This window comes from Rothia nasisuis (genome assembly GCF_928381405.1).
Lineage (GTDB): Bacteria > Actinomycetota > Actinomycetes > Actinomycetales > Micrococcaceae > Rothia > Rothia nasisuis.
In genome coordinates, this window is sequence record NZ_CAKMSB010000005.1 from 66,968 (window position 1) to 81,853 (window position 14,886).

General features: G+C 59.6%; 12 protein-coding genes. 3 read left to right on the forward strand and 9 right to left on the reverse strand.

Annotation, left to right across the window (positions count from 1 at the left end):
- Positions 1 to 78 precede the first annotated feature (78 nt).
- From L6966_RS05875 to L6966_RS05885, 3 genes are all read right to left on the reverse strand, one after another.
- Positions 79 to 324 carry a DUF448 domain-containing protein gene (locus L6966_RS05875; RefSeq protein WP_083093635.1) on the reverse strand — a complete coding sequence of 82 codons (246 nt, stop codon included), beginning with the start codon at positions 322 to 324 and terminating at the stop codon, positions 79 to 81.
- Positions 325 to 487: 163 nt separating this feature from the next.
- Positions 488 to 1,507 carry a transcription termination factor NusA gene (gene nusA, locus L6966_RS05880; RefSeq protein ID WP_083093512.1) on the reverse strand — a complete coding sequence of 340 codons (1,020 nt, stop codon included), beginning with the start codon at positions 1,505 to 1,507 and terminating at the stop codon, positions 488 to 490.
- A gap of 131 nt (positions 1,508 to 1,638) precedes the next feature.
- Positions 1,639 to 2,238 carry a ribosome maturation factor RimP gene (locus L6966_RS05885; RefSeq protein WP_083093510.1) on the reverse strand — a complete coding sequence of 200 codons (600 nt, stop codon included), beginning with the start codon at positions 2,236 to 2,238 and terminating at the stop codon, positions 1,639 to 1,641.
- Positions 2,239 to 2,406: 168 nt separating this feature from the next.
- On the opposite strand from L6966_RS05885, the gene L6966_RS05890 reads away from it, so the two are divergent.
- Positions 2,407 to 3,258, forward strand: a complete 852-nt coding sequence (locus L6966_RS05890) for a hypothetical protein (RefSeq protein ID WP_083093508.1) — start codon at positions 2,407 to 2,409, stop codon at positions 3,256 to 3,258.
- On the opposite strand, the gene L6966_RS05895 is transcribed toward L6966_RS05890, so the two are convergent.
- The 6 genes from L6966_RS05895 to L6966_RS05920 form a co-directional block, all read right to left on the reverse strand.
- Positions 3,255 to 4,055: a TSUP family transporter gene (locus tag L6966_RS05895; RefSeq protein ID WP_083093507.1), complete on the reverse strand. Its 801-nt coding sequence runs from the start codon at positions 4,053 to 4,055 to the stop codon at positions 3,255 to 3,257. The genes L6966_RS05890 and L6966_RS05895 overlap by 4 nt on opposite strands.
- Before the next feature lie 109 nt (positions 4,056 to 4,164).
- A complete protein-coding gene (locus L6966_RS05900; RefSeq protein WP_237224551.1) occupies positions 4,165 to 5,964 on the reverse strand; it encodes a proline--tRNA ligase in 1,800 nt (599 codons plus the stop codon).
- A gap of 280 nt (positions 5,965 to 6,244) precedes the next feature.
- Positions 6,245 to 7,708 (reverse strand): hypothetical protein, encoded by a 1,464-nt coding sequence (locus L6966_RS05905; protein WP_237233063.1) that lies wholly within the window; start codon positions 7,706 to 7,708, stop codon positions 6,245 to 6,247.
- A 391-nt stretch (positions 7,709 to 8,099) separates the two neighbouring features.
- The gene (locus L6966_RS05910) at positions 8,100 to 9,275 is read right to left on the reverse strand and encodes a GNAT family N-acetyltransferase (RefSeq protein WP_237233064.1); all 1,176 of its coding nucleotides are present in this window, start codon (positions 9,273 to 9,275) and stop codon (positions 8,100 to 8,102) included.
- A gap of 24 nt (positions 9,276 to 9,299) precedes the next feature.
- Complete coding sequence (gene ispG, locus L6966_RS05915) at positions 9,300 to 10,463, reverse strand: flavodoxin-dependent (E)-4-hydroxy-3-methylbut-2-enyl-diphosphate synthase (protein ID WP_083093500.1); 1,164 nt, start codon at positions 10,461 to 10,463, stop codon at positions 9,300 to 9,302.
- Between the two features lie 147 nt (positions 10,464 to 10,610).
- Positions 10,611 to 11,921 (reverse strand): M50 family metallopeptidase, encoded by a 1,311-nt coding sequence (locus L6966_RS05920; RefSeq protein WP_419721884.1) that lies wholly within the window; start codon positions 11,919 to 11,921, stop codon positions 10,611 to 10,613.
- A gap of 466 nt (positions 11,922 to 12,387) precedes the next feature.
- Between L6966_RS05920 and L6966_RS05925 the strand changes: the two genes are divergently transcribed.
- Entirely contained in the window at positions 12,388 to 14,505 is a 2,118-nt protein-coding gene (locus L6966_RS05925; RefSeq protein ID WP_237224547.1) for a pyruvate formate lyase family protein, read from the forward strand.
- A 129-nt stretch (positions 14,506 to 14,634) separates the two neighbouring features.
- Positions 14,635 to 14,886, forward strand: coding sequence for an autonomous glycyl radical cofactor GrcA2 (grcA2, locus tag L6966_RS05930; RefSeq protein WP_083093496.1), 252 nt, complete (start codon positions 14,635 to 14,637; stop codon positions 14,884 to 14,886).

A 14,886-nucleotide genomic window follows, 5' to 3' on the forward strand; every position in this document is an offset into this window, starting at 1 on the left:
GTACATAGTAAGTCGTCAAACTCGTTGACATGTTGGTTCGCCGGCTCATGGGCGAGCATACGAACCGGAGTCACAGCCCTATGCTGTGATCACCAGCTCGGCGGCATTGACCCGGGTTCTAAAGGCCCTGGCAAGCGCGTTTTTACTGAGCGCTTGAGCCAGGCATTCAGGTGTGCGGTGGAGCCAGGCTCCACGACCCGGGAGGTTCCTTGCCTCATCGAAGACCGCCCGAGGTGGTTCGGCCTGGATAAGGGCAACTCGTATGAGGTTAGGCGCGGGTGCAGTGGTTCGGCACCCTATGCAGGTACGGACGGGGGTGTGCAGCGTAGGCGCTCCCTTCTCGTCTTCCTTCTACTCCGGTCAGCCCCTCTGTGATTGGCCGGGCGGGTGCGCGCAAGCGGGTGCACACACGGTACCTGATTTTAACCTCTAGAGACCAGTTTAGCCCCCTTGCGGGGGCTAACGGCAAATATGTTAGTCAGCTCTCTTATTCAGCTGGCTCATCTACGCTGGCGGCTTCGACTGCTGCCAGCGCTGCTTCATACTTGGACTCTGAGACAATGTCGATACGCCAGCCGGTGAGCTTGGCGGCCAGACGGGCGTTCTGCCCCTCCTTGCCGATAGCTAACGAAAGCTGGTCATCGGGTACGATGGCGCGGGCAGAGAAGGTCTTACGGTCAATGACGGTGACCTCCTTGACCTTGGCCGGGGAGAGCGCTGAGGAGATAAAAATCTCGGGCTCTTCGGAGTGGTCAACAATGTCGATTTTCTCGTTGTTAAGTTCACCCATCACCGCCCGAACGCGGGTGCCCATCTCGCCGATGCAGGAGCCCTTGGGGTTGATTCCGGGCTTCGTGGCACGCACCGCGATTTTGGTGCGGTGACCAGCTTCACGTGCAACCGCCATGATTTCTACGGAACCGTCGGCAATCTCTGGCACCTCATGTTCAAAAAGGCGGCGCACCAGGTTGGGGTGCGAGCGCGACAGCACAATGGAGGGGCCCTTAGGGCCGCGCTTGGCTTCGAGCACATAGGCACGAATACGGGTGTTGTGACCGTAACGCTCGCCGGGTACCTGCTCGTTAGTGGGTAGCACAGCTTCAAGAGTGCCCAAATCGACGTGAATCATGCGAGGGTTGGGGCCCTGTTGAATAACGCCTGAGACGAGTTGCCCCTCACGATCCTTGTATTCACCCAGTACGGCTGAATCCTGGGCGTCACGCAAACGCTGCTGAATGACCTGGCGGGCGGTGGAAGCAGCGATACGACCAAAGTTGTTAGGCGTATCGTCAAACTCACCGATTTGCTCGTCGTTCTCGTCAAGCTCGGGAGCCCAGATAGTCACCGTGCCGCTGGTGCGATCGAGCTCTGCACGGGAGCCGCGAATAGCACCGGGCTGCTTCTGGTAGGCCAGCAGGATGGCGCTCTCAATCATTGGGATTAGAGTGTCGATTGAGATGTCGCGCTCTTTTTCGAGCAGGCGAAGGTTGCTCAAATCAATGTCCATGGTGGGCCCTTCCGTGTAATACGGTGCCGGGGCATCACGCTCCGGCACCGCTTTCGGTGTCTGTTCGCGCGCCCTGCGGCGCGTTGCCTCAAACGTATTGAGTTGTGGTCTTTCAGTGTCTCTATTCTAGCCTAGCGGTTGAATTCAATTTCTACCCTAGCAGCAGAAATCGTGCCCCAGGGTAGGGTGATGGGCTCCCGATAGCTTTCGGGCTGACCCTTCTTGGTCTCTTTTTTACGGCGGACGGTGGGGCCCTCCTCAGTCACGAAGTCGAGACGGGCCAAGTATTTCTCTCCGCTGGTTTCGGTAATTTCGACGAGGCGGTCGAGGGAGCGCTTCCAATGGCGGGGCTCGGTCAGAGGGCTGGTTACGCCACGGGAGGAGACCTCGAGCAAATAGGGCACCTCACCGTCATCAGCTGAGTCAAGAGCTGCTGAGAGTGCCTGGGAAAGTTCAGCGATAGTGTCAAGAGAAAGTGAGTCGGTGCGGTCCTCAGGGTAGTCCACCACAATTTCTAGGGTGCGGTTAGCGCCGCTCCCTTTGGCATGTAGCTCCTCGAGAACCAGCTTGAATTCGCCCTCAATCACCGCGGTCACGGCCTCACGCACGCGCTCAACGCTCACGAAACTACCGGTAGGAGCTTTTTGGGTGATACCCTGTTGGGCTCGCGCTGCGGCGCGGCGTTCACGTGCGTTAGGGGTATCCTTTTTCGCAGACTTCGGTGCTGCCATGTCTGGTTCTCCCTCTACTGTCGTTGGGCGCGGTTCTCTAGCCCTTTAGCCTACCACCGGAGCACTGAACCAGAAGCTGCCTTCGATATTGGCAGGCGAGGCTACGGTGTTTTTGGCAAAATAGTACCTGAGGTAACAGCCTCTTGGTGTGTGTGAAAGGTTGATACCGTGTCTCGTTCTGCTCGTCTAATCCTGTTTGTGGTTGCTTCAACGCTGACTCTTGTGCTGGTGATCCTTCTGATGCTGGGCTCCAGGGGCGCACGCCAGGCTGAGCAAACCCGTGCCAAGCTGACCGACCAAACCGCTATCGCAACCCAGCTTCTCTCGGTACAGCAGGCAGCCGAAGCTGAGGGCGAAACGGAGCTGGCGCAGGCAGCTGAGCAGGCCCTTGAGAACCTTGCCCCGGCTGCCCGTACCCCCGCCCTGGATTCGGTACACCCCCTACCCCAGCAGCTGGATCTTAGTGCGGACGCCCTGGTTCAGCTAGGTCTTGATACGCAGAACCCCGGTGACCGGGCCCGAGCATTCACCGCTCTGAGCGATATCTGGAGTACCGCACAGAAAAGCGGAATAACGGAGGACGCCTACCCGGCAACCCTCATCGAGGAGCTCGACCGGTTAGCTGGCACATCCTGCACCGCGCAGACACCGACTACCCAACCGGTTGAAGCGCTGACTGCCCTGCAGGAGAACATCCACGCCATGCACTATGCCTCCACCGTCTACCTAGCCCGCGCGCAGCAGGGCTACGAGGCAGTCACCGAGCAAGCACAACAGGTGGCCCAAGAGGCTAGGGAATTACAAACCCTCACGACCCCCACCCTGGCTTGTGCCGGTCAGTTGCAGGCAGCGTCCGCGTCCTACGAGCTCGTGGAACCAGCAGAAGCCAGCGAGCAGCTGACCCAGCTGAGCCAGGGCGTCCGCGCCAATGCTTTAGCTGCTCTCTCAGAAGACGGTGTGAGCGCCGACGCCACCGACCTTGAGGTGGCAGCCCTGGCCCTGGCTCTGAGCGTGGGCTAGTTACCTAGCCAGATGTCAAGGCTCAGTTTAAGGATGAGGGCCGAGACAATCAGAACCATCATCCAGCGGATAAATCCCGAGCCTCTGGCCAGTGCTGTGCGCGCACCCAGGTAGCCGCCAGCCATGTTGGCAACACCCAACATCAGACCCAGAACCCAGACCTGCTCACCGGCCACCGCAAAAAGCACTAGGGCACCCAAATTGGTGGCCGCGTTAACAATTTTGGTTTGGGCGGTAGCCTGCAAAAAGCTATAACCCATGAGCGAAACCATGCCCAGCATTAAGAAGGAGCCGGTTCCGGGGCCCAGCACCCCGTCATAGAAGCCGATAGCGCCGCCTAAGGCCAGACCAACCATCAGGTGTTTGAGGCCGCCATGTTTGAGCTGGGTGAGCTCCCCCAGCGCTGGTTTGAAGATTGTGTATATGAGTACGCCTAGCAGAGCGATGACGATAATGGGTTTGAAGAGTTCAGCTGGTAGCACGGTGGCTACGATGGCTCCCACCATGCTAGTCACAAAGGCTAGAGCGGCTGCCGGGAGGGTCGTGCGCACATCGACCGGGGTGCGCCGCAGGTAGGTGGCCGCACTGGCCAGTGTGCCGAAGACCGAGCCCAGCTTATTGACGGCTAAGGCCTGCACAGGCGAAAGCCCTGGTACCATCAGTAAGGCGGGGAGCTGAATCATGCCGCCTCCGCCAACAACGGCATCCACCCAGCCTGCGGCCAGAGCCGCCAGGAGCAGCAGAAGTAGCGTGGTCGGCTTTAGGCCGTGAGCATCAAGACCAAGGGTTTCAAGCACATCGGGCACTTTCTGACGGGAGCGGTTAAACCACAAGGTACCATCTGAGTCAGAAAAGACCAGCTAGTTCGTGGTCTTTTCTGACTCAGATGGTACCTACCGGTGGGTGTTAGGACTGGACTTCAGACAGTAGCTCAGCCACGGCGTCCTCAAGGGCAACCTCGCGAGCCTCACCGGTACGGCGGTCCTTAATCTCAATCAAACCGTTGGCAAAACCACGGCCAACCACCACAATGGTGGGCACGCCCAGTAGCTCAGCGTCGCCAAACTTCACACCCGGGGAAACCTTGGGGCGGTCATCGAACATGACGTCCAGGCCAGAGGCCTCAAGCTCGGCGACCAACTTCTCCGCACCGGCGGCGACCTCATCGCCCTTGCCCGTCATCACCACGTGCACATCGGCCGGAGCCAGATTGCGGGGCCAGATCAGGCCGCGCTCGTCGTGGTTACCCTCGGCAACAGCAGCCAGGGCACGGGTGACACCAACGCCATAGGAGCCCATGGTGACGGTCTGCAGCTTGCCGTTCTGGTCCAGCACCTTCAAGCCCAGAGCCTCAGCATACTTGCGCCCCAACGCAAAGATGTGGCCCATCTCAATACCCCGGGCGGCGATCAGGGGGCCGGAGCCATCCGGCGCGGGGTCACCTTCGCTTACCTCGCAGGCCTCAATCACACCGTCGGCTTCAAAATCGCGGCCCATCACCAGGTTATAGACGTGTTTTTGATCCTCGTTAGCGCCGGTAATCCAAGCAGAGCCAGGAACGATGCGGGGGTCAACAAAGTAGGGAATACCGGTAGCTGACTCGGTGCCCAACAGCTTCTCACCCAGGGTCAGGCCGGGGCCAATGTAACCCTTGACCAGCTGAGGGAACGCCCTGAAATCCTCCTCAGAGGCAGCTTCAACCTCAACCTCGCCGCCAGCACCCAGCAGGGCACCCACGTTGACCTCAACCCGCCCCAGATCGACTCCGCGGTCGCCGGGAACGCCAATAGCGACCGGTTGGCGGGTGCCGTCAGGGAGAATGACGGCCAGTATCACGTTCTTGAGGGTGTCAGCTGCACTCCAGGGCTCACCCTGGCGCGGGTGCAGGGCGTTAGACTGGTCCACCAGGGACTCGATAGTCGGCGAGTCAGGCGTTTGCAAAACAGTAGCAGCCGGTGTGTTGGTAGCGTCCACGGGTTCGGGTACCACAGTGGTCACCGCCTCAACGTTGGCGGCGTACCCGCCCTCAGAACGCACGAAAGTATCTTCACCAATGGGGGTGGGGTGCAAAAATTCTTCGGAGCGTGAGCCTCCCATAGCGCCTGACTGTGCCTGAACAATCACAATCTCTAAGCCCAGGCGCTCAAAAATCTTGATGTAGGCTGCACGGTGGGCCTGGTAGGCCTCTTCCAGCCCTTCGTCGTCCACGGTGAACGAATAGGAGTCCTTCATCATGAACTCTCGGCCACGCAACAGGCCTGCGCGGGGGCGGGCCTCGTCACGATACTTAGTTTGAATCTGGTAGAGGTAAACCGGCAGATCCTTGTAAGAGGTGTAGAGGTCTTTGACGAGCAGGGTAAACATTTCCTCGTGAGTGGGGGCCAATAGCATGTCTGCCCCCTTACGGTCCTGCAGACGAAAGAGGTTGTCGCCGTACTCATTCCAGCGGTTGGTGGCCTCGTAGGGTTCACGAGGCAGCAGAGCAGGAAAGTGCACTTCTTGCGCACCGATGGCGTTCATTTCTTCACGCACAATGTTCTCAACCTTGCCCAGCACCTTCAGCCCCAGAGGCAACCAGGTGTAGATGCCGGGGGCGGCGCGGCGGATGTAGCCCGCGCGCACCAGTAGCTTGTGGCTGGCGACTTCGGCGTCGACGGGGTCTTCGCGCAGGGTGCGCAGGAACAGGTGTGACAGGCGCTGGACCACGTGGTTTCTCGCTATCTCTCGGGAACGGGCACACCTACCAGTTTAGCGCCCCGGGCAACAGAGGCGCGCCAGCCGCCTACATCTATGAACAGCTCATGTTCCAGATGGGTTTATTGGGTATGCTGCGGCATAAAAGAGTTCGGTAGGAATCTGGTACCCGGTGGAGAAAGTAGCTCTTGTACAGCACGGCATCAATAAGGACGCCGCCGCGCTCCCCCATTCTTTGAGAGGGAAGTAGCGCGGCGGCGTCCTTACGGTGAACTATCTCTGGGAGGTGAACTTAGAGACCCAGGGAGTTGTACCAGTCCAGCTTGGCCTTGCCCAGGTCATTGAGCTGGGGGCTCATAGACTCTGAACCCTTGGTCCAGACCAGGGTACCGCCCTCAAATTCCTGGCTGACGGTGACGGTGCCGTCGTCAGCGGTTGCCTCGGTAGCAGCCGCAACGGGCGCACCCAACATGGTCATCTCATTCCAGATGTTCCAGTTGCCGCCGTTTGCCCAATCATTGTAGGCAGAGAAGCGCCCGCGATCTGCTAGTTTCAGAGCCTCCGTCATAGCGGACGACTCAACAGGCTTGGCACCGGCCAGGGGGTTACCGGCGGCGTCTGCCTTGATGTAGACCACCTTAGCGGCGTCAACGCGCAGTTCAAGAACCTGCTGCAGCGGGATAAATTTAGCTGCTGACCAGTCGTAGGTAGCATCAATTTCGGTGCCTACAGCAGTGCGATCCATCAGGCCGGGGCCCCAGGCGATGGGGGATGCTACGGTCTGGTTATCCCAGTTGATGCAGGTTCCGTAGTCGTTGTACTGAATAAAGTAGTGGGAGATAACGGTGCCGCCCAGCGAGAAGAGCGCGTAGCCGTGGTCATCCCCAGTGACCGGGGTTGAGCAGTTCTCGGCAGTGCTGTTGTAGAAGAGGGCCCGGAGCTCAAGGGCGCCGGTCTTCCAGTTCGTGGTGTACTCATTCTGGTAGAGGTACTGACCGTAGGTTGCGGGGTCAGCCAGGTAGGCCTTCAGCGCGTCCGTGTTAATCATGAGCGCGCGGTCCTGGGCCATGGAGTAAACCGCTGAGATGTTATCGCCGAAGTCCTGGGTGACCAGGTCGTCGGTTGCTTTGATTAGCTCACCACCGGTTTCTGCGACCTGGACGCCGTTAGCTAGGGCCGTTGCGCGAGCATCAGCGATCTTCTGGGCCGCATTGCCGTAGTTGACCTCATTAACGGGTTCAATGGGTGTTTCCACTGCGGCGTTATTGGTAAAGCAGGAGCGAGTTTTAGAACGCTCAGCCTGCCAAGCCTTAGCCTCTGCCGACTTCAAATCCAGGTAGGAGCCCGGCTGGGTCTGCTCATCGAGAACCACCAGCCAGCGAGTTTTAGAGTCGTAGGTGGTGACTGAAAGGCCACAGTAGCCGTGTTTCCAGGGAGCTGATTCAGCGTTTCCAAACTTTTCAGCACCGCCAGCGCTTACAAACGCTTGACCGGCCTTACCGGTGATAGCTTGCACTCCACCGTACTTGCCTTGGGTAACAACACCGTTTTCGAAAACCTGCTGGGTGGCCCCGTTAGCGAAAGTCTGCTGGTTACCGGTAGGTTGACCCAGGGCGTCCTGGTTATTCGACCAGTAGGTGCCAATGGCGGTTGTGGTGTCTACGGTGGGTGTGTCTACAGCGAAGGCGTTAGGTGCCATGGTCAGTGAAAGACCTACGAGCGCAGTAACGCCAAGAGATGTACGAAGACTCTTCAATGCATTCCCTAAATGTTGTAGTGATTAGGTGGCTTCTGCGCCTGAAGGTGGGCGGGTACAGACCTGCGATGCAGAAGTAATAAGTGTGCACCGCCCAATCTACCAGGCTTATTGCAGGTAGAAAAATAGCCCCTTTAGGGGACAGGTGCGGTTTCACTGGGGAATATACCCCATTTTGAAGGTTAAGAGGTTTATTCAAAAGTAATCAGCAGACACAGAACCGTAGCGAAACTTCTGGCCTAGATGAAGTGCGCAGACTACCGCCCATTGAAGCCCGCAGATTCGGTTTCACGCACGCTCAACTGGTTCTGTCTGCGGACGTAGGCGAGCCACCTGGCTCCATCGCGCGAACCCGGGGTGCCGCACAAGAAGGGGCTTGTGATTAAGCCACCTAGAATAGAACGGTGGCATAGGTTGCTCGTTGTTGCCACCCGGTCGCCTGGTAGAGAGCACGAGCTGGCGCGTTAAAGTCATTAACATACAGTGAAAGATGGGGGAAACGCGGGCGGATCAGCTGACAGGCCTGGGCAAGGAGCACCGGGGCCAGCCCCTGCCCACGGTAGGCCGGGTGCAGCCACACCCCCTGCAGCTGGCAGATAGAGCCGTGTGCCAGCCCCACATCAGTTTTAAAAATCACCACGTTCTCGCTATTGACAGCAACCAGGGTGCGGCCGGTGCGGGTGAGCTCATCGATGCGGCGAGAATAGCCTGCCGGGTCGCGGGTCATGGGATCATAGCCAACTTCTTCGGTAAACATGGCTACGGACGCTCTGAGCAGGCTGGGCCGGTCATCGCTACGAGCCCAGCGCACCGGCTCAAGAATCGGCGGAACAGCCACCTCGGGGCGGGCCAGGCTACGAGCAGCCAGCTCTGCAAGGTTGGCTTTTGAAGGTAGCTCAAGCAGTAACTGGGTGTCGCGCACGTCGAATGGAGCAGGCATACGCCGGGCTAGATGCTCCCAGATACCTAGTACCGGGGCTCGGTGACCAAAAATAGATCCGATGCGCCGGTTGTGCCGCCAAATATAGGTAGCAACCTGCCGATGATAGGTTGCGGGAACGGTGAGCGGGACGCAATTTGCACCCAGCCAGAAAGCCCCCACCAGCGCATAGCATCGCTCAGACTGGGCGCGCATCGGAGTGAGAGTTTCAGTCAGCCCCGGCATGGGAGTAGCCGCCCGGTCAACAGGTTCAGTACGGCGGGCCCTGGCTCCCAGTCGGGTTGTAGCCTTCGTCAGCAGGCCCGTGGCGGTAGTGCGGGCGCGGCCCGGCAGCCCCTCCCCCGCGGAGAGGGGAGGTGGCGCGCCCCTGCCGGGAGTGACGTCCTTGGGGCCCATCTCGCCCAGCATCTTACTCGGCACGAAAACCCCCACAAAGCCGTGCGGGGTTTTCAATGACGTGAGCGCGCTCGGGGCAGGGAGGCCAAAGTGAGCTAGGTGCTCGGCTGCGAAGAGGAAGCCCACCGGGTCCGAGGCAATCATGGTTTCAAGCTCGGCCCGATTATCGAGGGTGAGGGGGCGGATGAGAGCGTCATCGGCCCCGCGTGAGAGACGGGCAAGGACGGTCACGGTGGGCTTCTTCGATGATGAAGGCTAGGAGACCGAGACGGTGGGCTCGCCTGAGAGGTCGATTTCGCCGCGTTCTTCCATCTCGCGGGCGATGCGGTTAGCCTCTTCAATCAGGGTCTGCACTATCTCTTCCTCGGGTACGGTCTTGATAACCTCCCCCTTGACGAAGATTTGGCCCTTGCCGTTGCCTGAGGCAACACCCAGGTCGGCCTCGCGGGCTTCGCCGGGGCCGTTCACAACGCAGCCCATGACGGCCACGCGCAGGGGCACCTTCATGCCCTCTAGACCCTTGGTGACGTTTTCGGCTAGTTCCCATACGTTGACCTGGGCCCGGCCGCAGGAGGGGCAGGAGACAATATCGAGCTTGCGGGGGCGCAGGTTGAGGGATTCAAGAATCTGGGAACCGACCTTGACCTCCTCGACTGGAGGGGCTGAGAGGGAGACGCGGATGGTGTCACCGATACCCTCTGAGAGCAGGGCACCGAAGGCAGTGGCTGACTTAATGGTGCCCTGGAAGGCCGGGCCTGCTTCGGTGACGCCCAGGTGTAGGGGCCAGTCACCGGCAGCAGCCAGCTGGCGGTAGGCTTCAACCATGATGACGGGGTCGTTGTGCTTGACCGAAATTTTGAAGTCCTGGAAGCCGTGCTCTTCAAAGAGGGAGGCCTCCCAGACAGCTGATTCAACCAGGGCTTCGGGGGTGGCCTTGCCGTACTTTTCGAGTAGGCGCTTATCGAGTGAACCGGCGTTCACGCCGATGCGAATGGAGGTGCCGTGGTCTTTAGCGGCGGCAGCGATTTCTTTGACCTGGTCATCAAATTTTCGGATGTTGCCGGGGTTGACTCGCACAGCGCCGCAGCCAGCTTCGATGGCGGCGAAGACGTACTTGGGCTGGAAGTGGATATCAGCAATGACGGGTATCTGGGATTGCTTGGCAATGATCGGCAGGGCCTCAGCGTCCTTGTCGGTGGGGCAGGCCACGCGCACGATGTCGCACCCTGTAGCGGTCAGCTCAGCAATTTGTTGGAGGGTCGCGCCGATGTCGTGGGTTTTGGTGGTGGTCATGGACTGCACCGAGATTGGGGATTCAGACCCAACCCCGACGGAGCCAACCTTGAACTGGCGGGTTTTACGGCGCGGCGCAAGGACGGGCGGCGGGGCGGCAGGCATACCAAGAGCGACCGAGGTCAAATCTTCCTCCAAAATACGAAGTGTTTCTTCACCTATCTATTGTGCCACGCTTCTATGGGGACGGACGTTGAGCTGGCATATGCCGCGAGGGCTCAATTTTGTGTAGAAAAACACCCCATTTTTACACAAAATTGAGCCCTGGCGTATTTATAGGACGTTCACCGGCTTGAAGATATCCGCCGCCACCAGAATCACGGTCATCAGCAGAAAGGCACCTGCAACCACATAGGTCAAAGGCAGAAGCTTGACGGGGTCGAAGGGGCCGGGGTCGCGGCGTCCGAGCAGGCGCGCGGTCTTGCGGCGGAACCCTTCCCAGAGGGCGCCAAGCACGTGCCCACCGTCCAGCGGCAGCAGCGGAATGAGGTTGAAGGCGAAAAGCATCAGGTTCATCTGCGCAATCAACGAGACCAGTGAGGCTGCCTTATCGCGCAGAATTATTTGATCATGGGCTGCAATTTCACCGGCGATACGCCCCACCCCCACCACAGAAACCGGGCTGTTCACATCACGTTCACCGTTGGTGGCCAGCGTGACGGCCACGCCGTAAACGCGGGCGGGTAGCTTAATGAGGGTCGCACCGATGCGTTCCAGTGACTGGCCGACGGTGGGCACAACTTCTCCAACGGTACCCGGCGTGAGTTCGCTCGAAGGCCCGATGCCGATGAAGCCCACCTCCTCGGTCTGGTATGAACCATCGCCGTTCACCTTATAGGTGCCGGTCAGCTCGTCGTAGACGGGGCGTACGGTCAGCATGGGGGTAATCGTCATCTCGAGGGTCTGGTTACCGCGTTGCACGGTCATAGGGACGGCACCTTCCGCGTTGGCGCGGATAAGCTCAGTGAGCTGGTCCCAGCTACTGATGTCCTGCCCGGCGAAGGAGGTAATGACGTCCCCGGGTTGTAGTCCCGCAGCGTTGGCAGGGGACTGCGGGTCTTCTGCCCCGCACTCGGTGGAGTTAGCTGTATTGGCGTTGGTGGCATCAACCGTTTGCACACACTGGGCAACGGTCTGGACGCTGGTGGTCGGCTGATAGGAGCCAAAACCGGTAACAAGCACCGCGGTTGCCACCACACCAATGAGCAGGTTCATGAAAGGCCCACCCAGCATAATGATGATGCGCTTATAGACCGGTAGCTGGTAGAAGAGTCTGCCCTGATCAGCCTCGGTAATACGTTCAGCGTCCGCCGCCCTTGCTTCGCGGGCAAGCTGCTGTAGGGGGCTGGTGCCGCCGGCGCGTCCGTCCGCCCCCTCTTTGCCGGGCGGGTACATGCCAATCATGGAGATATAGCCGCCCAGGGGTAAAGCCTTAAAGCCGTATTCGGTTTCACCGCGCCGCCAGGAGAAGATGGTTTTGCCGAAACCGATCATGTACTGGGGAACGCGCACGCCAAAAAGTTTGGCGGGCACCAGGTGCCCTACTTCGTGCAGGGCTATGGAGACAATAATGGCCAGGGCCATCAGCAGAACACCGGCAATGAATAGGAGGGCGGTCACATGTACTCCGAAGGCTAGGGTTACCTGCTTGCAACAGGCAGTCGGGACACCTGCCAGAGTACGCGATCAACCCCGCTAATGCACCCCGCCCACAGCTTAGAGTTTGCCCACACTGACAGGTTCGGGTGGGTTCTTTAAAATGAGTGGGTGCGGCTAACCCTTACTTTTAGGTCAGTTTGGCTCTAACGTCATATTCAGTCAAAGAGAGCTCCCCCCGGAGTTCTGTGGGCCACTCTTGGCGGCAAGAAAAGAACCCAGCACGCACATCATATGCGCGTGACCAGCACTTTCAGCCCAGCTTTACGGCCCAGGCAGATCTTTAGCATTGCAGATACCTCTTTTATTTTGGTGGGCAGACTAGGCAGAATAAAAGATGAAAGCGCCACCTCAGCAGAGGCGCCACCCCATCACTTCACGAGGAGCACTCATCATGACTGCACAGGTTGAAGCCCCCGCACCGGGAGTCTTTGTCAACGAACAATCCACCATCGCCTGGGAAGGCTTCGCCCCCGGCCCCTGGCAAGACAGCATCGACGTGCGCGGCTTCGTCCTCGCTAACTACACCCCCTACGAAGGCGATGCGGCCTTCCTCGCCGGGCCCACCGACAAGACCCTGCGCGTCTGGGACACCCTCGAAAAGAACTACCTCTCCGTCGAACGTAAAAACCGCGTCTATGACGTAGACACCCACACCCCAGCAGAAATCGACGCCTTCCCCGCAGGCTACATCTCAGAGGACGACAACGTCATCGTCGGCCTGCAAACCGACGTTCCCCTCAAACGCGCCATGATGCCCAACGGCGGCTGGCGCATGGTTGAAACCGCTATTCGCGAAGCCGGTAAAGAACCCGATGAGAACATCAAGAAAATCTTCACCGAATACCGCAAGACCCACAACGACGCCGTCTTCGATATCTACACCCCGCGTATTCGCGCAGCCCGTTCCTCCCACATCATCACCGGCCTGCCCGATGCCTACGGCCGTGGCCGCATCATCGGTGACTACCGCCGCGTGGCCCTCTACGGCGTTGACAACCTCATCGCCGATAAGGAACGCGCCAAGCACGCCGTAGGCGACCAGGGCTTCTCAGAACACTGGGCCCGCTTCCGCGAAGAGCACTCAGAACAGATTAAGGCCCTCAAGCGCCTCAAGAAGATGGCAGCCCTCTACGGCTTCGATATTTCCGGCCCCGCCCGCACCGCCGCCGAAGCAGTCCAGTGGACCTATTTCGCCTACCTGGCCTCCGTCAAGTCCCAGGACGGCGCCGCCATGTCCATCGGCCGCCTCTCCGGCTTCCTGGACGTCTACTTCGAACGTGACCTGGCCGCCGGCCTCATCACCGAAACCGACGCCCAGGAAATGATTGACGCCCTGGTCATCAAACTCCGCATCGTCCGTTTCCTGCGCACCATCGACTACGACCAGATCTTCTCCGGCGACCCCTACTGGGCCACCTGGTCAGACGGCGGCTTCGCCGATGACGGCCGCACCCTGGTCACCAAAACCTCCTTCCGCCTGCTGCAAACCCTGCGTAACCTAGGCCCCGCCCCCGAACCCAACATCACCATCTTCTGGGACGAAAACCTCCCCACCGGTTACAAGGAATTCTGCTCCGCCATCTCCATCGAAACCTCCTCCATCCAGTACGAATCCGACCCCCAGATTCGTGAACAGTGGGGCGACGACGTCGCCATCGCCTGCTGCGTCTCCCCCATGAAAATCGGCAAGCAGATGCAGTTCTTCGGCGCCCGCGTCAATGCCGCCAAAGCCCTGCTCTACGCCCTCAACGGCGGACGCGACGAAATGACCGGCAAACTCATCGTAGAAGGCTACGAACCCATCAAGGGCGACGGCCCCCTCGACTTCGACGAAGTCTGGCTCAAGTACGAAGAAATGCTCGACTGGGTCATCGCTACCTACGTCGAAGCCCTCAACATCATCCACTACAGCCACGACAAGTACGCCTACGAGTCCATCGAAATGGCCCTGCATGACTCAGACATCATCCGAGCCATGGGTTGCGGCATCGCCGGCCTCTCCATCGTTGCTGATTCACTTTCAGCCATCAAGTACGCCACCGTCACCCCCGTGCGCGACGATACCGGCCTCATCGTCGACTACATCACCGAAGGCGACTTCCCCGCCTACGGCAACGACGACGACCGGGCCGACGACATCGCCGCCACCATCGTCCACACCGTCATGGAAAAGATTAAGGCAATCCCCCTCTACCGCGACGCCATCCCCACCCAGTCCGTCCTGACCATCACCTCCAACGTGGTCTATGGCAAGGCAACCGGCAACTTCCCCTCCGGCCACCGCGCAGGCACCCCCTTCTCCCCTGGCGCCAACCCCGAAAACGGCATGGACACCCACGGCATGGTCGCCTCCATGCTCTCCGTTGGCAAGCTGGACTACGAAGACGCCCTCGACGGCATCTCCCTGACCAACACCATCACCCCCACCGCCCTCGGCCGCACCAAGGAAGAACAGGTCACCAACCTGGTCGGAATCTTGGACGCAGGATTTATTCCTGAAGAGGACTAAAACTCAATAGATTCAGCAACACCGGTAGAGGGGTGCCCACCAGCACCCTTAACGCCAGCCCCGAGCCAGCTGGCTGGCACCCCTCTACCGGGATCGCAACCTCATTAACTCACCACTAAGGAGAACATCATGGCCGTCAAGACCTACGAAGAGCGCCTCGCATCCATGAAGGCAAACCGCGCCAACAAGACCGCCCCCAAGGGCCTCTACCACGCCAACATCAACGTCCTCAACCGCGAAACCCTTGAGGACGCCATGGAGAACCCCGACAAGTACCCCAACCTGACCGTCCGCGTCTCAGGCTACGCCGTCAACTTCGTGCGCCTGACCCGCGAACAGCAGCTGGACGTACTCTCCCGCACCTTCCACCACGGAGCCTAG

Excerpts from the sequence above, each read along its gene's own strand:
- nusA (WP_083093512.1), bottom strand. The coding sequence starts at position 1,507 with ATGGACATTGATTTGAGCAACCTTCGCCTGCTCGAAAAAGAGCGCGAC.
- L6966_RS05885 (WP_083093510.1), bottom strand. The coding sequence starts at position 2,238 with ATGGCAGCACCGAAGTCTGCGAAAAAGGATACCCCTAACGCACGTGAA.
- L6966_RS05920 (WP_419721884.1), bottom strand. The coding sequence starts at position 11,921 with ATGGCCCTGGCCATTATTGTCTCCATAGCCCTGCACGAAGTAGGGCAC.
- L6966_RS05925 (WP_237224547.1), top strand. The coding sequence starts at position 12,388 with ATGACTGCACAGGTTGAAGCCCCCGCACCGGGAGTCTTTGTCAACGAA.
- grcA2 (WP_083093496.1), top strand. The coding sequence starts at position 14,635 with ATGGCCGTCAAGACCTACGAAGAGCGCCTCGCATCCATGAAGGCAAAC.